At 54.5% G+C, this 22,149-nt stretch carries 20 protein-coding genes; 1 reads left to right on the top strand and 19 read right to left on the bottom strand.

The features are described 5' to 3' along the window. Positions 1-159 precede the first annotated feature (159 nt). The 5 genes from dapA to dpaA all read right to left on the bottom strand — a co-directional run bounded on the left by dapA (position 160) and on the right by dpaA (position 4,977). Complete coding sequence (gene dapA / locus ACVBDQ_RS00600) at positions 160-1,035, bottom strand: 4-hydroxy-tetrahydrodipicolinate synthase (RefSeq protein ID WP_011230777.1); 876 nt, start codon at positions 1,033-1,035, stop codon at positions 160-162. 5 nt (positions 1,036-1,040) lie between these two features. Next, the gene (gene dapG, locus ACVBDQ_RS00605; RefSeq protein WP_011230776.1) at positions 1,041-2,294 is read right to left on the bottom strand and encodes an aspartate kinase; all 1,254 of its coding nucleotides are present in this window, start codon (positions 2,292-2,294) and stop codon (positions 1,041-1,043) included. Positions 2,295-2,314: 20 nt separating this feature from the next. Further along, a complete protein-coding gene (asd, locus tag ACVBDQ_RS00610) occupies positions 2,315-3,358 on the bottom strand; it encodes an aspartate-semialdehyde dehydrogenase (RefSeq protein ID WP_014195482.1) in 1,044 nt (347 codons plus the stop codon). A gap of 111 nt (positions 3,359-3,469) precedes the next feature. Continuing rightward, positions 3,470-4,075, bottom strand: coding sequence for a dipicolinate synthase subunit B (locus ACVBDQ_RS00615; protein WP_011230774.1), 606 nt, complete (start codon positions 4,073-4,075; stop codon positions 3,470-3,472). After that, positions 4,072-4,977, bottom strand: a complete 906-nt coding sequence (dpaA, locus tag ACVBDQ_RS00620; protein ID WP_013145722.1) for a dipicolinic acid synthetase subunit A — start codon at positions 4,975-4,977, stop codon at positions 4,072-4,074. The genes ACVBDQ_RS00615 and dpaA overlap by 4 nt, the downstream gene beginning before the upstream one ends. A gap of 192 nt (positions 4,978-5,169) precedes the next feature. On the opposite strand from dpaA, the gene ACVBDQ_RS00625 reads away from it, so the two are divergent. Beyond that, the gene (locus ACVBDQ_RS00625) at positions 5,170-5,412 is read left to right on the top strand and encodes a YlmC/YmxH family sporulation protein (RefSeq protein ID WP_011230772.1); all 243 of its coding nucleotides are present in this window, start codon (positions 5,170-5,172) and stop codon (positions 5,410-5,412) included. Between the two features lie 62 nt (positions 5,413-5,474). Here ACVBDQ_RS00625 and ACVBDQ_RS00630 read toward each other — a convergent pair whose 3' ends face one another. The 14 genes from ACVBDQ_RS00630 to ACVBDQ_RS00695 all read right to left on the bottom strand — a co-directional run bounded on the left by ACVBDQ_RS00630 (position 5,475) and on the right by ACVBDQ_RS00695 (position 22,142). Beyond that, positions 5,475-6,722 (bottom strand): M16 family metallopeptidase, encoded by a 1,248-nt coding sequence (locus ACVBDQ_RS00630; protein WP_014195480.1) that lies wholly within the window; start codon positions 6,720-6,722, stop codon positions 5,475-5,477. After that, on the bottom strand, positions 6,709-7,692 hold the full coding sequence (locus tag ACVBDQ_RS00635; protein WP_011230770.1) for a polysaccharide deacetylase family protein: 984 nt from the start codon (positions 7,690-7,692) through the stop codon (positions 6,709-6,711). Before ACVBDQ_RS00635 ends, ACVBDQ_RS00630 begins: the two co-directional genes overlap by 14 nt. An 87-nt stretch (positions 7,693-7,779) precedes the next feature. Further along, the gene (gene pnp, locus ACVBDQ_RS00640; protein ID WP_011230769.1) at positions 7,780-9,951 is read right to left on the bottom strand and encodes a polyribonucleotide nucleotidyltransferase; all 2,172 of its coding nucleotides are present in this window, start codon (positions 9,949-9,951) and stop codon (positions 7,780-7,782) included. A 139-nt stretch (positions 9,952-10,090) separates the two neighbouring features. Beyond that, the gene (rpsO, locus tag ACVBDQ_RS00645; protein WP_011230768.1) at positions 10,091-10,360 is read right to left on the bottom strand and encodes a 30S ribosomal protein S15; all 270 of its coding nucleotides are present in this window, start codon (positions 10,358-10,360) and stop codon (positions 10,091-10,093) included. An 87-nt stretch (positions 10,361-10,447) separates the two neighbouring features. Further along, positions 10,448-11,428: a bifunctional riboflavin kinase/FAD synthetase gene (gene ribF / locus ACVBDQ_RS00650; RefSeq protein WP_031206507.1), complete on the bottom strand. Its 981-nt coding sequence runs from the start codon at positions 11,426-11,428 to the stop codon at positions 10,448-10,450. Positions 11,429-11,471: 43 nt separating this feature from the next. Continuing rightward, complete coding sequence (gene truB, locus ACVBDQ_RS00655; RefSeq protein ID WP_013523418.1) at positions 11,472-12,380, bottom strand: tRNA pseudouridine(55) synthase TruB; 909 nt, start codon at positions 12,378-12,380, stop codon at positions 11,472-11,474. A 54-nt stretch (positions 12,381-12,434) separates the two neighbouring features. Further along, the gene (gene rbfA / locus ACVBDQ_RS00660; protein WP_014195477.1) at positions 12,435-12,818 is read right to left on the bottom strand and encodes a 30S ribosome-binding factor RbfA; all 384 of its coding nucleotides are present in this window, start codon (positions 12,816-12,818) and stop codon (positions 12,435-12,437) included. Between the two features lie 15 nt (positions 12,819-12,833). Continuing rightward, complete coding sequence (locus ACVBDQ_RS00665) at positions 12,834-13,112, bottom strand: DUF503 domain-containing protein (protein WP_011230764.1); 279 nt, start codon at positions 13,110-13,112, stop codon at positions 12,834-12,836. Next, positions 13,109-15,328 carry a translation initiation factor IF-2 gene (gene infB, locus ACVBDQ_RS00670; protein WP_013523417.1) on the bottom strand — a complete coding sequence of 740 codons (2,220 nt, stop codon included), beginning with the start codon at positions 15,326-15,328 and terminating at the stop codon, positions 13,109-13,111. The genes ACVBDQ_RS00665 and infB overlap by 4 nt, the downstream gene beginning before the upstream one ends. 13 nt (positions 15,329-15,341) lie before the next feature. Beyond that, on the bottom strand, positions 15,342-15,650 hold the full coding sequence (locus tag ACVBDQ_RS00675; RefSeq protein WP_011230762.1) for a YlxQ family RNA-binding protein: 309 nt from the start codon (positions 15,648-15,650) through the stop codon (positions 15,342-15,344). Then, the gene (gene rnpM / locus ACVBDQ_RS00680) at positions 15,640-15,930 is read right to left on the bottom strand and encodes an RNase P modulator RnpM (protein ID WP_011230761.1); all 291 of its coding nucleotides are present in this window, start codon (positions 15,928-15,930) and stop codon (positions 15,640-15,642) included. The genes ACVBDQ_RS00675 and rnpM overlap by 11 nt, the downstream gene beginning before the upstream one ends. Positions 15,931-15,943: 13 nt before the next feature. Continuing rightward, positions 15,944-17,095 (bottom strand): transcription termination factor NusA, encoded by a 1,152-nt coding sequence (gene nusA / locus ACVBDQ_RS00685; protein ID WP_011230760.1) that lies wholly within the window; start codon positions 17,093-17,095, stop codon positions 15,944-15,946. A 24-nt stretch (positions 17,096-17,119) separates the two neighbouring features. Further along, a complete protein-coding gene (rimP, locus tag ACVBDQ_RS00690; protein ID WP_011230759.1) occupies positions 17,120-17,593 on the bottom strand; it encodes a ribosome maturation factor RimP in 474 nt (157 codons plus the stop codon). Positions 17,594-17,837: 244 nt separating this feature from the next. Then, the gene (locus ACVBDQ_RS00695) at positions 17,838-22,142 is read right to left on the bottom strand and encodes a PolC-type DNA polymerase III (RefSeq protein ID WP_446663008.1); all 4,305 of its coding nucleotides are present in this window, start codon (positions 22,140-22,142) and stop codon (positions 17,838-17,840) included. Positions 22,143-22,149: the final 7 nt, after the last annotated feature.

A 22,149-nucleotide genomic window follows, 5' to 3' on the forward strand; every position in this document is an offset into this window, starting at 1 on the left:
CCTCCCAATTGTGATGCTAACCCGCTCAAAGTCACTTGCTTTTATTATAACGAATCGATGCTGAAAAACACAAGATGGTTCATTCACCAGCCAATGGATTTCACAGCCAAGGCAAAAAAAGGCCCCAACGCGCAAGCAAAGCGTTGGGGAATCGTTTCGTTACGACAGCGCATCGAGCAGGCGGCTTAGCTCCTTCCGCTCTTGTTCGGTGAGCGGCACAAGCGGAAGGCGCACCGAACCAACGTCCAGCCCGCGCAGCTGCAGCGCCGTTTTCACCGGCACCGGGCTTGGGGCGGCAAACAAGCCTTTCATGAGCGGCAGCCATTTTCGATGCAGCGCCGCCGCCTTCTGATGATCGCCCGCTAAAAAGGAACGAATCATTTCCTGCATTTCATTGCCAATGATGTGCGAAGCGACCGAGACGACGCCATTGCCGCCGATCGCTAGCACTGGAAGCGTCAAGCTGTCGTCGCCGCTGTAGAGCAAAAAGTCGTCCGGCGTACGCTCAATGATTTCCGCCATGGCGTCCAAATTGCCGCCCGCTTCCTTGACAGCGACAATGTTCGGAACTTCGGACAGCCGGATGACCGTCTCCGGAGCAAGACTCACCGACGTGCGCCCTGGAACGTTATACAGCATCACCGGCAGCGATGTGCTTTCGGCAATCGCTTTGAAATGTTGATACAGCCCTTCTTGGTTCGGCTTGTTGTAATACGGCGCCACAAGCATGACAGCATCGACGCCCGCCTCTTCCGCCTTTTTCGTCAGCTCGATCGACGCGCGCGTATCGTTCGTGCCCGTTCCAGCAATGACCGGCGCCCGGCCGTTGACGACGGAGACGACATGGCGAAAAAGCGCGATTTTTTCCTCGGTCGTCAACGTCGGCGACTCGCCGGTCGTGCCGGCGACAACGAGCGCATCTGTGCCATTGTCAAGCAAATAGTTGACAAGCTCCGTTGTTTTTGCCAAGTCGAGATTCCCTTTTCGGTCAAATGGCGTAACCATCGCCGTTATGATGTTCCCGAACTGAACCACGGTTTTCACTCCTCGCTCCAAATCGCTTCATCTTCGCCCGCATCCGCCTCGGATAAACAGAAGGCGTCATGCAGAGCGTTGACCGCCTTTTCCATATCGTCTTGCTTCACTAGCACCCAAATCGTCGTATGGCTGTCGGCGGACTGCAAAATTTGAATGCCTTGCTCCGACAAGGCAGTGACGATTTTCGCCGTCACCCCCGGTACGCCGGCAATGCCGGCGCCGACGACCGACACTTTGGCGCATCGGGGCGTCACGGCCGGTTCGTAGCCGATGCGGCGCAGGGCGGCCACCGCTTTTTCCGTCATGTCGCCGCTCACGGTGTACACAACACCGTACGGGGAAATGTTGATAAAGTCCACGCTGATCCCTTCATGGGCCATCGCTTGAAACACGTCAGACTGCAGCTCATAGTGGCCTTCTTTCGCCAGCACTTTGATTTGTGTGACGTCGGCGACGTACGTAATGCCGGTGACAAGCCGCTCTTTCACATCGCTTCCTTTTCGGCCGCGCACCGATGAAGTGACGAGCGTCCCGGGGGCATCGGAGTACGTCGAGCGAATGCGCAGCGGCACTTTCGCCTGCATGGCGATCTCCACCGCGCGCGGATGGATCACTTTCGCCCCTTGGTACGCCATGTTGCAAATTTCCGTATACGTAACGACGTCAAGCGGCCGGGCGCTCTCAACGATGCGCGGGTCGGCGGTCATGACGCCGTCGACATCGGTGAAAATATCAACCCACTCCGCGTTTAACGCCGCGCCGAGCGCTGCCGCCGACGTGTCGCTCCCGCCGCGGCCGAGCGTTGTTATGTCGCCGTTTTCCGCCATGCCTTGAAAGCCGGCGACAACGACGACGTCGTATTGCCGAAGCGCCTCAAGGAGGCGGTCGCAGCGCATTTCGAGAATTTTCGCGTTCGTATGATCGCTGTTCGTGCAAAATCCTGCCTGGGCGCCGGTGAACGCCGTCGCTTTGATGCCGTGTTCGTTCAACAAGTTGCTGAACACAACGCTTGAGATGATTTCTCCGCACGCCATAAGCATATCTTGCTCTCGTTTTGTGACATGGTGATGAACGCCGCCGATCAAACTAAGCAGCGTATCGGTCGCATATGGATCGCCGCAACGTCCCATAGCCGATACGACGGCCACGACTTTATAGCCATCTTCCAACGCCCGTTCAATATGGCGGCGCGCCAAGTTCCGCCCGCGCTCGTCGCGGACGGACGTGCCGCCGAACTTTTGAACAATGAGTTTCATGCTAACACCTCGATGCTTTTTCAAATGAGCCCGAGCTTCAACAAACTTTCTGCGATTTGCACCGAGTTCGAGGCTGCACCTTTTAGCAAGTTGTCAGCGACAATCCATAGATGGAAGCCGCGGCGGTTGTCCAAATCGCGGCGGATGCGGCCGACAAACACGTCGTACTTACCGACGCAATGGGCCGGCATCGGATACAACTGTTCGCTCGGATCATCTTGAAGCACGACGCCCGGCGCTTCGCGGAGCACCGCCTGCAAGTCAGAGGCGGTGACGCCGTCTTGTTCAATTTCGATGTACACCGATTCCGAATGGCCGCTCGCCACCGGAATGCGCACGCACGTCGCCGCCACTTTCAGCTCAGGCATATGCATAATTTTTTTTGTTTCATTGATCATTTTCATCTCTTCAAACGTAAATCCATTGTCTTGAAACTTATCGATTTGCGGAATGGCGTTGAACGCAATTGGGTAATGCTTTCGGTCCGATTTCACTGGCAAAATGTTCGCCTCCACCGGCTTCCCTTCGAGCACCGCTTTCGTCTGCTCGTTGAGCTCTTCAATGGCCTGCGCTCCCGCCCCGGAGACGGCTTGGTACGTCGAGACAATGACGCGCTCTAGGCCAAACGCCTTCCGAATCGGCTCCAACGCCACAACCATTTGAATCGTCGAGCAGTTCGGATTGGCGATAATGCCGTTATGCCACGTCAAGTCGCTTTCGTTCACTTCCGGAACGACAAGCGGCACGTTTTCCTCCATCCGAAACGCGCTCGTATTGTCGATCACGATCGCCCCGCGCCGCACCGCTTCCGGCGCCAGCGCTTTCGATACGGCGCCGCCGGCGCTGAACAAGGCGATGTCGACCCCGTCAAAGCGCTCGGGCGATGCCGCCTGCACTTCGATCTCCTCGCTGCGAAAGCGCATTTTTTTGCCGGCTGACCGCTCCGATGACAACAAAGTCAATTTTCCAACCGGGAAGTTCCGGTCTTCAAGCGTCCGCACCATTTGCTGCCCGACGGCCCCCGTTGCTCCGACGACAGCGACATGATATTGTTTTTGAGCCATCCACCATTCTCCTTCCACATCGTCACTCTAAGAAGTGAATTCATAGTCTTTATTTTATCACATTCCGCTGTGGACGAGAGAACATTTTTATGCGGAACATGGATTTTCGATTCAGTTGTAGCGGAACCGCTCGATAATGACCGGCTGCAGCTGCTTCCCTTCAAGCGCGGCAAGAATCGTATCGCGCAAAAGCGGCATGTAGGCGACCATGGAGTTCGGCTTCGCCTGCGGGGCGTCTTGGCCGAACGGGATGAAATAAATGTTTTTTGCTGCCATAAGCCGCATTAGATTGACGCCGTTTAAGCCGAGCGCATCGTTCGTCGAAATGCCAAGCACGACCGGGCGGTGGTTGCGCATCGTCGCTTTCGCCGCCATCAGCACGGGGGAATCCGTCATGGCATTGGCCAGCTTGCTCATCGAGTTGCCGGTGAGCGGAGCGATCACCATGCAGTCGAGCGGAATTTTCGGCCCGAGAGGCTCCGCTTTGACGATCGTATCGATCACTTCATGTCCGGTCAGTTGTTCGAGTTTTTTCACCCATTCTTCCCCTTCGCCAAAGCGGGTGTTCGTCGTTTTCACCGTATAGGTGACGATCGGCAGCACCTCCGCTCCTTCGTTGACAAGCTTCTCGATCTCCGGGAACACCGCATCATATGTGCAATGCGACCCGGTGAGGCCAAAGCCGATCCGTTTTCCTTTCAAGCTGTTTCCGCTCATGCATGATTCTCCTCCCGTTTTTGTAAATCTGCATATAATAGTTGCGCCAAGACGTTGGCGATGATTTGCCCAGCTGTCTTCGGCGCGACAATCCCCGGCAGCCCGGGCGCCAAAATGGCTTTCACTCCCCGTTTTTCGGCATAGCGGAAGTCAGTGCCGCCCGGTTTTGACGCCAAATCGATAATCAGCGTATGGGGCGGCATTTTGGCGATGACGCTCGCCGTCACGATGAGATGAGGCACGGTGTTGATGCAGACGTCAATGTCACGCACTTCTTTTTCCAAATCGTTTAAGTGAAACGGCACGAGCCCCATTTCTGTAATGCGGGCGAGATGCTCCGACCGGCGCGCCCCGACTTTCACTTTCGCCCCCAACGCGGCGAACGTCCGGGCGACGGTCATGCCAACGCGTCCAAGCCCCAAAACGGCAACGCATGAGCCGTGGATCGTAAAATCCGTATGCTGAATGACCATCATCACCGTGCCTTCCGCGGTCGGAATGGAGTTGTAAATGGCGACATCGTCGCGCTCAAACAACTGCACGTGCTTGCGCCCTGTTTTTTTCACCAATTCGTCCAAATACGCGTTGCTGATGCCGGAATAAATCGTGCATTGCCGCGCCGTTTTTTGCACCATCTCTTCTGTAAACGGAATCGGTTCGTGGGCAAACACGCTGTTGACGTTTCCGTCCAGCGTCGTGCCGTGAACCGGCAAAATGATCGCATCCAAATCGGCAAAATCGACTTCGCCAATCGGCAGCTTCATCGCCCCGGTGAAATGATGGGCGAGCTGGTCGAAGCCGACAAGCGACAACTTCGCGTCGAGTTCAACGAGTTTGCGGATGACTTCAAGCTGCCTAGCATCGCCGCCGATGATGGCGATATGCATTCCTGTCAGCATCATGTTGTACGCTCACCTTCTTTTCTGGCAAACTGCTCCGTTTCCTTTCCCATCTTATGTTGGAAGGAAAATATAGGTGAATATCCTTGCGGGAAAAAATGGGCGATATACGCCCAAAGCTGACAAGAGGCAGTCATTTTTTCTGTTTTTGTTCCTTACATATAAAGTAAAGAAGCGAAAAAGGAGGAAACCAGCATGAGGCTGAGCGAATTAAGCGGAAAAGAAATTGTCGATGTAAGCCGAGCCGAGCGGCTCGGGGTGCTCGGGCAGACCGATTTGGAAATCAACGAGCAAACGGGGCAGATCGAGGCGCTGCTCATCCCAACGGGAAAATGGTTCGGGTTTCGCAAAGACGGACAGGAAATTCGCGTGCCGTGGAAATATATTCGCAAAATCGGCGCCGATATGGTGATGATCGACGTCCCCGAGGAAGGGTGAAAGAGGCGGAAACGAAAAAGCTAACAACCTAGCGAAAGGTCGTTAGCTTTTTTGAGCTTGGTCTATGAACGGAGCGGGCGCGGCAGCACGCCGTCCGGGCTGATTAAGGCGAGCGCGTAATCGTCCGTGAAAACCGTGCGCGCCAGTTCGTTTACTTTTTCCACCGTGACACTTTCAATCTCTTCAATGATCTCATCAAGCGAGCGGTGGCGGCCGAGAAGGAGTTCATTTTTGCCGTTGCGGCTCATCCGGCTGTTCGTGCTCTCGAGCCCAAGCATCAGGCTTCCTTTCATCTGCTCTTTGCTGTTATGCAACTCTTTTTCGGTCACTCCGTCCTCCTTCAGCTGGCGAATGGTGTGCTGGATCGTTTCGAACAGCACATCAAGCTGGCTGCTTCCTGTGCCGGCGTAAATGGCGAGCAGGCCGCTGTCTTGGTAGGCGGAATGGTACGAGAACACCGAATACGCCAATCCGCGCTGTTCGCGCACTTCCTGAAACAGCCGGCTGCTCATGCTGCCGCCTAAAATATTGTTCAAGATGAGGAGCGGGTACGCGTCCGGATGGCCGATCGGCAACCCGTTGAATCCGATGCATACGTGCGCCTGCTCAGTGTCCTTTTTGCGCGCGATCTTTTGCGGCACAAACGCCGGCGTCCCTGAAGAAGGCGGCTTGCTCTCTGCGGCAAACGAGCCGAAATAGCGCTCGACCTCATCAATAAACCGTTCGTCGACGTTGCCGGCGACCGAAATGACGACGCGATCCGGTGTATAGTAGTCCGCCATATATTGGCGCAGCGTGTCGCCAGTAAACGTGCGCAGCGTCTCTTCCGTGCCCAAAATCGGATAGCCGAGCGGATGACCCGCATAGCACGCTTTGCCGAGCAAATCGTGGACGATGTCATCCGGTGTATCTTCATACATTTTGATTTCCTCGAGCACGACGTTGCGCTCCTTTTGCAGCTCATCCTCCACAAATGTCGAGTGGAAAAACATATCGGCGAGCATTTCAAGCGCCAGCGGCGCGTGTTCATCCAACACTTTGGCGTAGTAACACGTATACTCCTTCGATGTAAAGGCGTTTACTTGCCCGCCGATGCTGTCGAATGCTTCCGCAATGTCCCGGGCCGTGCGCGTCGTTGTCCCCTTGAAAAACATATGCTCTAAAAAATGGGAAATGCCATTGGTTTGCTCCGTTTCATTGCGCGAGCCGGTCCCGATCCATATGCCGATGGCCACCGACCTTACAGTCGGAATTTGCTCGAGCACGATTCGCACACCGTTTTTGCACGTATATTTGTTAATCAACTCCATGTTCCTCCTGTTTGTTTGCCAGTCTTTTCTCATCGAATAAGGCCGTCAAGCTGCCTAGGGCGTAGCCTTTTTGCTTAATCGAGATGATCAGCTCGTCAAGTGCAGCCGCCGTCGGCATCGTTGGGTGCATCAAAATGATGGCGCCAGGATGAACTTTCGATGTCACCCGTTTCACTATAACAGATGGCGACGGTTTTTGCCAATCAATTGTATCGACGCTCCATAGAATCGTTTTCATGCCGAGTTCCGCGGCGACCTCGACGACCTCGTCGCGGTAGCTGCCGCTTGGCGGGGCAAACCATTTGCATTTAACCGATGTCGCCGCCTCAATCACTTCGTTTGTTTTTTCGAGCTCGCGGCGGATGTTGTCGACAGCGAGCGTTTTCATATCGGGATGGCTGTAGGAATGGTTGCCGATTTCATGGCCGGCGTCTGCTATCATTTTTGCCATCTCCGGGTGTTTTTTTACCCATCGTCCTTCCAAAAAGAACGTCGCCTTGACATTGTATTTTTTCATCGTCTCAAGCATGTCGGGGAGGTATTCTTCCCCCCAAGCGACATTGACCGCAAACGCCACCATCGGCTTGTCAGGATGGCCGCGGTAAATCGGCGCCGGCGGCAAATCGTCCAAATGGACGCGCGGGGGCACTTGACGGAACACGAGTTTTCGCTCATCAAACATCCCCGTTTTCTTCATGTTTTGATAGGAGGCGTCAATGTCGACGGCGAGCCCGTTGTAGCCGGGCGTCGCCTTCCATACTTTATCGATGACCGCATCTTGGGCGGGAATTTCATATTGCTTCGCTTGTTTGACGATCGTGTCGTACAGCTTGTCGCGCTCTTTCATCGCGGTTGTTTCCATCGGGCGCCAGCTCGCGATGTAATCGCCAACCGGAGGCCAATGAACCGCCGCCCAGGCGGCAAGAAACATGACCGCTAGCGCCATATAGCGGGCAATTCCGTTGTTCACCCTTGTCCCCCTCCTTTTTTACTACTACAACATATGTCTTAGGGGGACAGGATAGAACATAACAAAAGAGCCTTAAGAAACAAATTCCTAAGGCTTCATGCGATGGCGCTCCGGCCGTCTTCCTCGTTTTTCCCTAGATTCCCGCGGCAGTTCCCCTCCAATGTTGCGGGCATCGCGCAACACCGCTTTGCGCGACAGGTTGACGCGCCCTTGCTTATCGATTTCCGTTACTTTCACTAAAATTTCATCACCAATCGAAACGACGTCTTCGACTTTGCCGACCCGCCCTTCAGCGAGCTCGGAAATATGGACAAGCCCGTCTTTGCCGTTGAACAACTCAACGAAGGCGCCGAATTTTTCAATCCGTTTCACTTTGCCTAAGTACACTTGGCCGACTTCGACTTCGCGGACGATGTCTTCGATGATTTGCTTCGCTTTTTGGTTGGCCGCTTCATCCACAGACGAGATGAAAATCGTGCCGTCTTGTTCGATGTCGATTTTGACGCCGGTTTCGTCGATGATTTTGTTGATCTGCTTGCCGCTTGGTCCGATCACCTCCCGGATTTTGTCCGGGTTGATGTGCATGATCAAAATTTTCGGTGCATATTTGGACAGCTCTTTGCGCGGTTCGCTGAGCGTTTGCATCATATGATCCAAAATCTCGAGCCGCCCTTTGCGCGCTTGCATGAGCGCCTCTTCCAAAATCTCGCGCGTCAATCCTTTGATTTTAATGTCCATTTGCAATGCCGTCACGCCTTTTCTCGTGCCGGCGACTTTAAAGTCCATATCGCCAAGATGGTCTTCGATGCCTTGAATGTCTGTCAAAATCGTGTAATGGTCGTCGTTTTTCACAAGCCCCATGGCAATGCCGGCGACCGGTGCTTTAATCGGCACCCCAGCATCCATCATCGCCAGCGTGCTGGCGCAAATGCTGGCCTGCGATGTCGAGCCGTTCGACTCCAGCACTTCGGAAACGAGGCGGATCGTATACGGGAATTCGCGCTCCGACGGCACGACCGGCTCGAGCGCCCGTTCGCCAAGCGCCCCGTGTCCGATTTCACGACGCCCCGGCCCGCGCATCGGCCCGGTTTCCCCGACGGAAAACGGCGGGAAGTTGTAATGGTGCATAAACCGCTTCGATTCTTCAAGGTCAAGCCCGTCCAAAATTTGCACATCACCAAGCGCCCCAAGCGTACAAACGCTCAACACTTGCGTCTGCCCGCGCGTAAACAAACCGGAGCCGTGCGTACGCGGCAGGACGCCGACCGCCGATGAAAGCGGACGGATTTCATCGACTTTGCGCCCGTCCGGACGGATTTTCTCGACCGTGATCAAACGGCGCACTTCCTCTTTTACGAGTTTATGCAAAATTTCCTGTACTTGCTTGAGCTTCTCCTCATCCGCTTCTTCCGCCTCATATTTGGCGATGACGCCAGCTTTCACATCTTCAATGGCAGCATCGCGCGCCAGTTTCTCCGGCACTTGCACCGCTCGCTTAATGTCCGCTTCGGCAAGCTGGCGGATTTCCGCCTCCAGCGCTGGATCCGGCTCGTAAAGGACGACTTCCATTTTTTCTTTGCCGACTTGGGCGGCGATTTCCTCTTGGAAGGCGATGAGCCGCTTCACTTCCTCATGGCCGAACATGATCGCTTCCAAAATCACTTCTTCCGGCACCTCATCCGCCCCGGCTTCCACCATGTTGATCGCATCTTTTGTGCCGGCGACGACAAGATGCAGATCGCTTTTTTCCATTTGCTCGACCGTCGGATTGATGACAAACTGGCCGTCAACGCGGCCGACGATGACACCGGCGATCGGCCCTTCAAACGGAATGTCGGAAATCGTCAGCGCCACCGACGAACCGATTAAGGCCGCTACTTCCGGCGCGCAGTCTTGATCAACGCTCATGACCATCGAGACGACTTGCACTTCGTTGCGGAATCCTTCGGCAAACAGCGGGCGAATCGGTCGGTCGATGAGACGGCTCACCAAAATGGCTTTCTCGCTCGGGCGACCTTCGCGCTTAATAAACCCGCCAGGAATTTTTCCAACCGCATACAACCGTTCCTCGTAGTTGACGGTAAGCGGGAAAAAGTCAACGTTTTTCGCCTCTCGCGACGCGGTGGCTGTGCTCAACACGACCGTATCGCCGTAGCGGACGAGCGCCGCGCCATTCGCCTGTTTCGCCAGCTCGCCGGTCTCAATGATGAGCGGCCGCCCGGCCACATCGATGGAAAACACGCGTTTCTCTTGTTCCATACAGACGAGTACTCCTCTCTATGTACAGATGAAATTTAGATCAGCTGATGATTAGTATAGACGAATTGGCACCATTGTTATCATCGCCGTGTCAATCACGCCTATAAACTAGCAAAAAAGCGGGAATGCTCCCGCTTTTTTATCGACGTAATCCAAGTTTCTCAATCAATTCACGGTAGCGCGCCACATCTTTCTTGCGCAAGTAGGCCAATAAGTTGCGGCGCTTCCCGACCATTTTCAGCAAGCCGCGCCGTGAATGATGGTCTTTTTTATGAATGCGCAAATGCTCGTTCAAGTTGTTGATTTGCTCCGTCAGGATCGCAACTTGCACTTCCGGAGAACCAGTGTCGTTCTCATGGATTTTAAACTGCTCGATGATTTCGCGTTTGCGCTCCTGCGTCAATGCCATCCTTGTTCACCTCCCTAGTCCTAGATCCCCGATTGCCGAGCGGGCGTCGGTGACTCGCCTAGCCAAGCAATGGTTCGCATACATTGATTAGAATACCTCTTTTTCCGGCAAAATGCAAGTCTTTTCGCTGAAACAGCGGAAATACTGCTCCGCCTCTTTCTTGTCGCGGGCGATTTGCGCCGTCAGTTCATCGACACTGGTAAACTTCTGCTCGCTCCGCAGACGGCGGTGCCACTCAATTGTCATCGTTTGTCCATAAATATCGCCGGAAAACTCGAATAAGTGCACCTCAATATTCGGCAATCCTTCGCGCGTTTTATGGAACGTCGGTTTGTAGCCGACGTTCGCCACCCCTTCATATACTTGCCCGCCGATCACCGCCTTGACTGCATAGACGCCGACTGCCGGCAAGGCATAATCGCTGTTTAAAGCGATGTTCGCCGTTGGAAAGCCGATCATCCGCCCGCGCCGTTCCCCGGCAACGACCGTTCCTTCAAGCTCATAAAAGCGGCCGAGCAGGCGGGGAAGCTGTTCGACCGCCCCGTCTTCGAGCAGTTTCCGCACCCGGGACGAGCTCACTTTTTCCCCGTCGACCGCGAGCTTCGGAATGACCGTCTGTCCAAAGCGGCCGCGCGCATGAATCGGCATCGTCTCCATCGTTCCTTTTCCGAACCGCCCATAAGTGAAATCGAAGCCGGCGACGACATGTTTCACGTGCAACCCGTCCAAATATTGGTCAACGAACGCTTCTGGCGACAGCGCAGCAAACGTCGGCGTAAATTCAACGATGTACAGCCGGTTGACGCCAAGTGATGCAATCAGCTGCTCCTTTTTGCCAAGCGGCGTGATCGAGCGCAGCTCGGACTGTTTGCCAAGCACAACGGACGGATGAGGATGAAACGTCATCACCGCGCTTTCGTACCCACGCTCGTTGGCGATCTCGACCGCGGTGCGGATCACTTTTTGATGGCCGAGGTGGATGCCGTCGAAATAGCCCAGCGCCATCACCGTCGGAGGGAGCGCCTGGCGTTCGAGACGGTGGGGATGCGAAAGAAACAGCGTTTCCATGTCCATGACCTACCTTCTTTATTTCCGCGCTGCACCCGCGGCGTTAACGAAACACTTTGAGCGGTTTCATCAAGCCGGGGCGCGCCGGATGCTTCACGTACAGGGCCAGCGCTTCCCGCTCGGGCGAAACAAGCACGACCGGCCCGTCAAGCTTCTCTAAAAAAGCGGGAAGCCGGAGCAGCGCCCCGTTTTTTACCTTCTCTGCTACTTTATCATTGATTTCATATTTCGGCAAATGAAAAAGCGCCCGCTCGATCGGGATGAGCAAGGCATCAGCCGTCCCGTCGGCCGCCCGGCGCTCAACGTCTTCAAACGTTACGCAATCTTCAAGCCGAAACGGCCCGGACGCCGTACGGATGAGGTCGGACATATGCGCCGGATAGCCGAGCCGCTCGCCGATCATCACCGCCAGCGTACGCACGTACGTGCCTTTGCTGCACGTGACGCGAAAGCGAAATGACACCGTTTCCCCAAAGAATTGTTCACGTTCATCAAGCAGTTCGAGCTCATAAATGGTCACGCGCCGCGTCGGACGTTCGACTTCGATGCCGGCGCGCGCGTATTCATACAGTTTTTTGCCGCCCACTTTCACCGCGGAGTACATCGGCGGCGTTTGCTCAATTTCTCCGGTCAAGCTGTCAAACACCGCTTCGATTTCCGCGCGCGCAATCGGCCGGTCAACCGGACGGGCGGCGATGATGTCGCCGTCCGCATCTTCGGTTGTCGTCGCGGCGCCAAGCGTCACTTTTCCTTCATACGTTTTCGTCGTCCCGGTCAAAAACTCGGCGATGCGCGTCGCCTTGCCAAGGCAAATGGGCAGCACACCGGACACGTTTGGGTCAAGCGTGCCGGTGTGTCCCGCTTTTTTTACGCCAAGCAGACGGCGCACTTTGGCCACGCAGTCGTGAGACGTCATCCCTTTCGGTTTATTCAGCAGCAATACCCCGTCCATCGACGCACCCTTTCCGTTTCCATGATCATGAATGGAAATGGATAGACGGTTCGTCTATCCATTGTTCGGCTCCCCATCCGCCTCTTTCGCCGGGTGGTCATCGCTTGAAATTTGCCGAATCAGCTGTTCGATGCGGCTGCCGTATTCAATCGTTTCATCGATTTCAAAGAAAATTTCCGGCGTCTTGCGAAGGCGGATGCGCTGCCCGATTTCCGAACGGATAAACCCTTTCGCTTTCTCGAGCGCCTTCAACGTCTCTTCCTGCTGCTTGTCATCGCCAAGGACGCTGATGTACACTTTCGCCTGTTGCAAATCACCGGTGACCCGCACATCGGTCACCGTGACAAAGCCGATGCGCGGGTCTTTCAGCCTGCGGCTGATGATGTCGCTCAACTCTTTTTTCATTTGCTCGCCAACGCGAGTTGCCCGTATATTCATCACCCATCACCTCGGTTACAACCACTCGAATGATGTGGCCGCCCGCTCCAGCTCAGGGAACGAGTCGATCAAAGCAAGCGCACGCTCGAGCTCCCGTTCGGTCGCCCGGCGGCTGGACGTAATGGCAACAAGGCCGATGGTCGCTCGTTGCCATGCGTCTTGATGATCGATTTCGGCCACAGAGACGTTATATTTTTGCCGGATTCTTGTCATGACCCGCTGCAGGACGGCCCGTTTATCCTTGAGCGAGCGGGCGTTGTAGATGATGCATTCGCACGCGGCGAAGCCGATCATGCCCGGGCCACTTCCTGCATGATGTATGCTTCGATGACATCTCCTTCTTTGATATCATTGAAGTTTTTGATCGTCAGCCCGCATTCATACCCTTGCGCCACTTCGCGCACATCGTCTTTATACCGCTTGAGCGAATCGATTTCCCCTTCGTAGACGACGATGCCTTGGCGAATGAGGCGCACCTTGCTGTCGCGGGTGATTTTGCCGTCCGTGACATAGCAACCGGCGATCGTGCCGACTTTCGATACTTTGAACGTTTGCCGCACTTCCGCCTGACCGATCACTTTCTCTTCGTACTCCGGATCGAGCATCCCTTTCATCGCCGCTTCAATTTCCTCGATGACATTGTAAATGATGCGATGGAGGCGGATGTCGACTTTTTCCGATTCAGCGGCGCGCTTTGCGTTTGCATCCGGACGGACGTTAAATCCAATGACGATGGCGTTCGATGCCGTCGCCAGCGAAATATCCGATTCGGTGATGGCGCCGACAGCCGCGTGGATGATTTTCACCCGCACGCCTTCCACATCGATTTTTTGCAAGGCGGCGACAAGCGCCTCAACCGATCCTTGAACATCGGCTTTGACGATCAAATTCAGCTCTTTCATTTCGCCTTGCTTAATTTGTTCAAACAAATCATCCAAGCTGACGCGCGTTTTGACGCTTCGCTGCTCCTGCAGCTGCCGCTGCGCCCGCGCCTCCGCGATTTGCCGCGCCTTTTTCTCATCCTCAAACACCATGAAGCGGTCGCCGGCTTGCGGCACTTCATGCAGCCCAGTAATTTCGACTGGCATCGACGGAGTCGCCTCTTTGACGCGCCGGCCGCTGTCGTTCACCATCGCGCGCACGCGCCCGTATGTTGTGCCGACGACGATCGGATCGCCGACACGCAACGTTCCCGCTTGAATCAAAAGCGTTGCCACCGGGCCACGCCCTTTATCAAGCTTCGCTTCGATCACCGTACCGACCGCACGCCGGTTCGGGTTGGCTTTTAATTCTTCCATCTCACTGACAAGCAAAATCATTTCCAAAAGATGATCAAGACCCTCTTTCGTTTTCGCCGACAACTTGCAGAAAATCGTATCGCCGCCCCATTCTTCCGGAACGAGGTTGTATTCCATCAATTCTTGCATGACGCGGTCCGGGTTCGCTTCCGGCTTATCGATTTTGTTGATGGCGACAATAATCGGCACGTTTGCCGCCTTGGCGTGGTTGATCGCTTCCACCGTCTGCGGCATCACCCCGTCATCCGCGGCAACGACAAGAATGACGATATCGGTCACTTGCGCGCCGCGCGCCCGCATCGTTGTAAACGCTTCATGCCCCGGCGTATCGAGGAACGTAATTTTTTTGTCATTGACCGTCACTTGATACGCACCGATGTGTTGCGTAATACCGCCGGCTTCTTGCTCCGTCACTTTGGAGTGGCGGATCGCATCAAGCAACGTCGTTTTCCCGTGGTCGACGTGCCCCATGATCGTCACGACCGGCGGCCGTTCAACCAAATCTTCCGGCGCATCGACAATTTCGATCGCTTCAAAGTTCGTCTCATCGATCGTCACTTTTTCTTCGACTTCAACGCCGTAATCTGAGCAGATGAGCTCGATGGCGTCTTTGTCTAAATCTTGGTTGATTGTCGCCATCACGCCGAGCATAAACAGCTTCTTAATAATTTCCGACGGTTCGCGGCCAAGCTTTTTCGCCAGTTCGGCCACGGTAAGCGAGCCTTCAAACGTAATTTTTTTCGGCAGCTCTTTTTCTTTTTTCGCCGGCTGCGGCGCTTGTTTTGCGGCTGGTGCTGCCTGCTTTTTCCCTTTCGCCGGCCCTTTTCCTTTCTTTTTCGCCGCTTGGAGCAGTTTCTTTTCTTGCTGTTGCGCCTCGGTTTTTTTCGTTTCCTTCCCTTTTGGCGCTCCCTTTTTCTTCGCCGGTTTCATTTTCGCCGCTTCTTTGCTGTCGTCAAAAATTTCCTCATCAGCAAAATCGGCCGCTTTCGCCGGCGTCGGCCGTTTCGGCTTCTCCGTTTTCTTTTCCGCTTTTTTCTCTTCTTTTTTCCCGGTGTTCGGGCGATATTGATGGTCGAGTTTTTCGACGACATCAGCCTCCAGCATCGCCATATGGTTGTTCACTTCAATGTTCATTTCTTTCAATTTATGAATGACGTCCTTGCTTGGAACGTTCTGTTTTTTCGCGTATTCATACACACGCATTTTCGACATACATTCACCCCCATTAAGATCGGTCGAGCATCGTTTGCAATTGGCGCGCAAACCCTTCGTCGATGACAGCGACAACGACACGGGCGTCCTTGCCGATCGCGCCGCCAAGCACATACCGGTCCGGCACTTTGCAAAGCGGGACGCCATAAAACGTGCATTTGTCCGTCACTTTTTTTTCGGTGTTGACCGATGCGTCTTGCGAAAGCAAGACGAGCCGCGCCCGGCCCCGCTGCACTTCTTTGACGACAAGCTCCTCGCCGGAGACGACTTTGCCCGCCCGCTGCGCCAATCCAAGCAGCGATGCCCAACGGTTATGCTTCATGTCCGGCCTGTTTCTCCTTTTCCGCCAAGGCGAGCAATTCGTCATAAATCGCATCATCGATGTCTGCTTTTAAATGGCGGGCCAAAATGTTTTTCTTTTTCGCCTGCAAAATGCACTCCGGATCAAGGGTAATATACGCGCCGCGCCCCGCCTTTTTGCCGGTTGGGTCGATCGACACTTCCCCCTCTTTCGAGCGGACGATGCGCACCATCTCCCGTTTCGGCTTCATCTCTCCAGTGACGACGCATTTGCGCAACGGAATTTTCTTTTGCGCTGCCATTTTTCATTCCCCCTCACTCGATTTCCGCCGATTGATCAAACGATGGGCCGTTTTCTTCGCTATTTTCATTATCGGCCGCCGCATCGCTGAAATCAAGCGAAGTGGATGGCGCATGCGGATCAATGCCCATCTCCCGCGCTTCCGATTCGCTTTTAATATCAATTTTCCAGCCGGTCAATTTCGCCGCCAGCCGCGCGTTTTGCCCGCGTTTGCCGATGGCGAGCGACAGCTGATAGTCCGGAACGATGACCGTCGTCGCCTTTTGCTCCTCGTTGACAATGACGCGCAACACTTTCGCCGGGCTTAACGCGTTGGCGACAAACTCCACCGGATCGGCCGACCAGCGGACGATATCGATTTTTTCTCCGTTCAGCTCATCAACAATGGCCTGCACGCGTTGCCCTCTCGGTCCGACGCATGCGCCGACCGGATCGACTTCCGGGTTGTCGGAGTGGACGGAAATTTTCGAACGGTCGCCGGCTTCGCGGGCGATCGATTTAATCTCGACCGTTCCGTCGTAAATTTCCGGCACTTCGAGCTCAAACAGCCGTTTCAACAGTCCCGGGTGGGTGCGGGAGACGAAAATTTGCGGCCCTTTTGTCGTTTTTTCCACTTTCGTAATGTATACTTTCAACCGGTCGTGCGGCTTATAGGTTTCATTCGGCATTTGTTCGTTTGCCGGCAGGAGCGCCTCCGCCTTACCGAGGCTGACGTAGACAAAGCGCGGGTCGACGCGCTGAACGATGCCGGTCATAATGTCCTCTTCACGGTCGACAAATTCGGCGTAGATGATGCTCCGCTCTGCCTCGCGCACGCGCTGGGTGACGACTTGCTTCGCCGTCTGTGCGGCGATGCGCCCGAAATCGCGCGGCGTCACTTCGAGCTCGACGACGTCGCCGATTTGATAATTCGGATTGATCCGCTGCGCGTCCTCAAGTGAAATTTCAAGGCGCGGATCGGCCACCTCTTCGACGACATCTTTGCGCGCGAACACGCGGATCGTGCCGGTGTCCATATTGAGATCGACGCGCACGTTTTGCGCCTGGCCGAAATTGCGTTTATACGCTGAAACGATCGCCGCTTCGATCGCTTCCATCACGACTTCTTTGCTGATGCCTTTTTCCCGCATCAGATCGGCTAACGCCTCAAGCAATTGCGTGTTCATGCAACAAAAATCCCCCTTTTGCGATTAGAAGAAAATGACGGCTAATCGGGCGCTTGCCACTTTTTCATACGGAATGGCGACCGTTTTTTGCCGTCCGCGGTCTTTGACCAACAGCGTCACGGTCGTTCCGTCAAAAGCGGTTAGTTCGCCTTCAAACTGCTTTTCTCCTTCAATGGGCTCATACGTTTTGATATATACATTTTTCCCAATGGCCTTGGCAAAATCTTTTGCCTTTTTCAGCGGCCGCTCTGCTCCGGGCGATGATACTTCCAAAAAATAGTTATGCGGAATCGGATCGACTTCATCCAGCTTTTCGCTCAATTTTTCGCTGACAGCACCGCATTGTTCAATATCGACGCCATCGTCAGAGTCAATGAAGACGCGCAAAAACCAATTTTTCCCTTCCTTCACATATTCAATATCGACGAGTTCAAGCCCCATTTCGTCCAAAATCGGTGTGACGAGTTGTTCGACCGTTTCTGTCACCTTTTTGCTCATTGTGTTCCTCCTTACCGAGCAAACGTGCATGCGTGGCATAATGAGAAAATCCCCTGCACAAGGCGGGGAATGAACGAGAGACGGGTGCCCATTCAAGACGAAAGAGTGGGTTTCCCCACTCTCTGCTTGCCATTATCTTTGCCAATTCCACTAAAACTATAACACATTGGGAAATATATTGCAACGGGAAACTGCCGCTCGGGCGAAAGAGCGCTGTCCGCTTCCTTCAGCGGCGGCGTTTCCACTAAAACAGCGACAGCTGGTTATGGTCTGGAAGCGAGTCAAGGCAGCCGCGGCTTTCTAGATACTCGAGCAGCGTTTTCGACAATTTGCCGCGCTGTTGCAAATCCTCCTTCGACAAAAACTCACCTTCCTCGCGAGCGCGCACGATCGCCTGCGCCACGTTCGTCCCAAGCCCCGGAATGGCGTTGAACGGCGGAATGAGAGAATTGCCGTCAATGACGAATTCCGTCGCCTGCGAGCGGTACAAATCGATATTTTTAAAGGAAAAGCCGCGCTCGCACATCTCTAAGGCCACCTCAAGAACCGTGAGCAAGCTTTTTTCTTTCGCCGTCGCCTGAATGCCTTTGGCGTTGATTTCCTCAATCCGCTTGCGAATGGCGGCTGATCCTTTGATCATGGCGTCAAGGTCAAAGTCCTCCGCCCGCACCGTAAAGTACGACGCGTAATACAAAAGCGGATGGTGCACCTTAAAGTAGGCGATGCGCACCGCCATTAACACGTAGGCGGCGGCGTGCGCTTTCGGGAACATGTACTTGATTTTTTTGCATGAATCGATGTACCACTCCGGCACGTCATGTTTGCGCATTTCTGCTTCAAACTCCGGCGTTAAGCCTTTTCCTTTGCGCACGGATTCCATGATTTTAAAAGCGAGCGACGGCTCGAGCCCGCGGTAAATCAAATAGACCATAATGTCGTCGCGGCAGCCGATGACTTCCGATAACGTACACGTGCCGTTTTGAATGAGCTCTTGCGCGTTGCCGAGCCACACATCGGTGCCGTGCGACAAGCCGGAAATTTGCACGAGTTCGGAAAACGTTTTTGGCCTTGTCTCTTCCAACATTTGTCGAACGAAGCGCGTGCCAAACTCCGGAATGCCGATCGTGCCGACATTGCACATGATTTGCTCCGGCGTAACGCCAAGCGGCTCGGTGCTGCTGAAAATGCCCATCACATCCGGGTCGTCGGTCGGGATCGTTTTCGGATCGATGCCGCTTAAATCTTGCAGCATGCGAATGACCGTCGGATCGTCGTGCCCGAGAATATCGAGCTTCAACAAATTGTCGTGGATCGAATGGAAGTCGAAATGGGTCGTCCGCCATTCAGAGGACGTGTCATCGGCCGGATATTGAATCGGCGTAAAATCGTAAATTTCCATATAATCAGGGACGACGATGATGCCGCCCGGATGCTGTCCGGTCGTCCGCTTCACCCCGGTGCAGCCAGCCGCGAGCCGGTCGATTTCCGCGCCGCGCAGCTCTAAGTTATGGTCGCTCGCATACGCTTTGACAAATCCGTACGCCGTTTTGTCAGCGACCGTGCCAATCGTCCCGGCGCGGTAGACGTTGTCTTCGCCAAACAGCACTTTCGTATAGTTGTGGGCGCGCGGCTGGTATTCGCCGGAAAAGTTCAAGTCGATATCCGGCACTTTGTCGCCTTTAAAGCCGAGAAACGTCTCAAACGGGATGTCGTGCCCGTCTTTCTTGTATTTCGTTCCACATCGCGGGCAGTTTTTATCCGGCAAATCAAACCCTGAGCCGACTGAACCGTCGTTAAAGAACTCCGAATGCTTGCAGTTTGGGCAAACGTAATGCGGCGGCAGCGGATTGACCTCGGTGATTTCCGTCATCGTCGCGACAAACGACGAGCCGACCGATCCGCGCGACCCGACAAGGTAGCCGTCATCGAGCGATTTTTTCACAAGCTTGTGCGAGATCAAATAAATGACGGCAAAGCCATGGCCGATGATGCTTTTTAGCTCCTTCTCAAGCCGCTCTTCAACAAGTTTCGGCAACGGGTCGCCGTAAATTTCCTTCGCCCGCCGGTAGCTCATTTCCCTGATTTCCTCGTCCGCCCCTTCGATGCGCGGCGTATACAGCTCATCTTTGATCGGCTTGACATCGCCGATTAACGAAGCGATTTTTTGCGTGTTGTCAACGACGATTTCCTTCGCTTTTTCCGGCCCTAAAAACGAGAAGCAGTCAAGCATTTCATTCGTCGTACGGAAATATACATCCGGCAGTTCATGGCGGTTGAGCGGATTCGCCCCGCCTTGCGAATGGATTAAGATTTTCCGGTAAATTTTATCTTCTGGGTTCAAGTAATGGACGTTGCCAGTGGCGACAACCGGGATGTCAAGCTTCTCACCAAGGGCGACGATGCTGCGGATGATGTTTTTGATCATCTCTTCGTCTTTCACATAATCCATCTCGATGAGCGGCTTGTACACGTCCGGCGGATGCACTTCAAGAAAATCGTAAAAACGGGCGATGTCTTCGACTTCTTCCGGCGCCTTTTGGATCAAGTTGTCAAACAGCTCTCCTTTGTCGCAGCCCGAGCCGACAAGCAGGCCGTCGCGGTGCTTGACGAGCACGGAGCGCGGGATGCGCGGCACACGGTGAAAATATTGAATGTGCGACAATGACACAAGCTTGAACAAATTTTTCAATCCAGTCTCGTTTTGCGCCAACAGCGTCACATGGAACGGGCGCGCAAGCCGATAGGACGCTTCGCTGTGCGTGCGGCTGTTTAATTCGTCATGAAACAGTATGCCGCGCTCTTCCGCTTCCTTCAACAGCCGCATAAGCAAATGCCCGGTCGCCTCCGCGTCGTAGATGGCGCGGTGATGCTGCGTCAATTCAATGTCAAATTTTTTGCACAATGTATTGAGCCGATGGTTTTTCAAATCCGGGTATAAAAAACGGGCCAGCTCGAGCGTATCGATGACTGGATTCGCGATTTTGCCGCGCCCCATGCGAGCGAAGCCCGCGTTTAAAAAACCGATGTCAAAGCTGGCGTTGTGGGCAACAAGCGTCGCATCGCCGGCCCAGTCAACAAAACGGGCTAGCACCTCGTCCGGCTTCGGGGCGTCTTTCACCATCTCATCGGTGATCCCAGTCAGCTCCATCGTTGTCACTGACAACGGATGTCCAGGGTTGGCAAACGACATGAACCGGTCGATGATCTCGCCGTCTTTCACTTTCACCGCCGCCAGCTCAATGATCGTATTGTACACAGCCGACAGGCCCGTCGTCTCGACGTCAAAGACGACGTACGTTTCCTCCGAAAGACGGCGGTGCGTTTCATTGTAGGCGATCGGCACGCCATCGTCGACGATGTTCGCCTCAAGGCCGTAAATGACCTTCATGCCGTGTTTTTTCGCCGCGCTGTAGGCCTCCGGAAACGACTGAACAACGGCATGGTCGGTGACGGCGATCGCCGGATGCCCCCATTTTTTCGCTTGCTCAATGAGTTTTGTCACCGAGGTGACCGCGTCCATTTGGCTCATCGGGGTATGCAAATGGAGCTCGACCCTCTTTTCCCCTTCCGGCGCCGTATCTTGCCGTTCGTTTGCGGCGATTTCGTTCAAATCGTTGGCGATGATGACCAAATCACGGACGAACGTATCGTTTTGCACGCTGCCGCGCACTTTCACCCACATGCCTTTTTTGACGCCGCTCATGAGCTCGGCGTCCTCTTTGTCGCGCGAGAACATTTTGACTAAAATCGAGTTCGTGTAATCTGTGATTTTCATGGTCAACAGCGTGCGGCCGCTTTTTAATTCGCTCACTTCGGCGTCAAATACATAGCCTTGCACAACGACGCGCCGCTCTTCTTCGACGATCGTTTCAAGCCGCCGCACCGGCTCCTCGTCGCGGATCGGATAGCCGATGACAAGCGGACCGGACGGCGGCGCAGACGCGGCCTTTTCTTCTTCCCTCGCTAAATCGGTCAGTACAGCAAGCGCTCGCTCTTCGTCCTCTTGCTGTTTTTGCGCCAAAAACTGTTCCATTTCTTGCTTGGACGGCTCGACGCTGACGTCAAGCTGAAGGGGGGGAAACCCAAACGAAGCGTACACATCAGCGATTTTTTTGGCGAACCGCCGTTTGATCGCCAGCGCTTCCGCTTCATGGCGGGCAACGACAAGCAGCTTGTTTCCTTTCAGCTCGGGCGTCTGCCGGCTGAGCCAATCGACAAGCGGCGACATGCCTTCTTGCAGCTCGGCAAGGCAAAGCGGCCAATACGCCTGCACATCCGCCTCAGTTACGCGCGGCGCTTCGACCTCCATCGTATGGCGGACGGCGGCGATATGGCGGAACGCCGTCTGCAGCCGATCGGCAAACGTTTTGTATACATGAACCGGCAGCACATTGTCGAACTGAAAATAAAAATGCCAGCTTTTCTCCTCTTTATCGATCACGACTTTGCGAATGGCTGCCTCACGAAAATGCGGCATCCATTCGTCCGACGTCATCTTCAGCTGCTCAAGCAGGATGAGAAACCGCTCTTTTTGCTCTTTTGTCACCATGACGTCC

It is taken from the genome of Geobacillus sp. CCR (assembly GCF_052906625.1).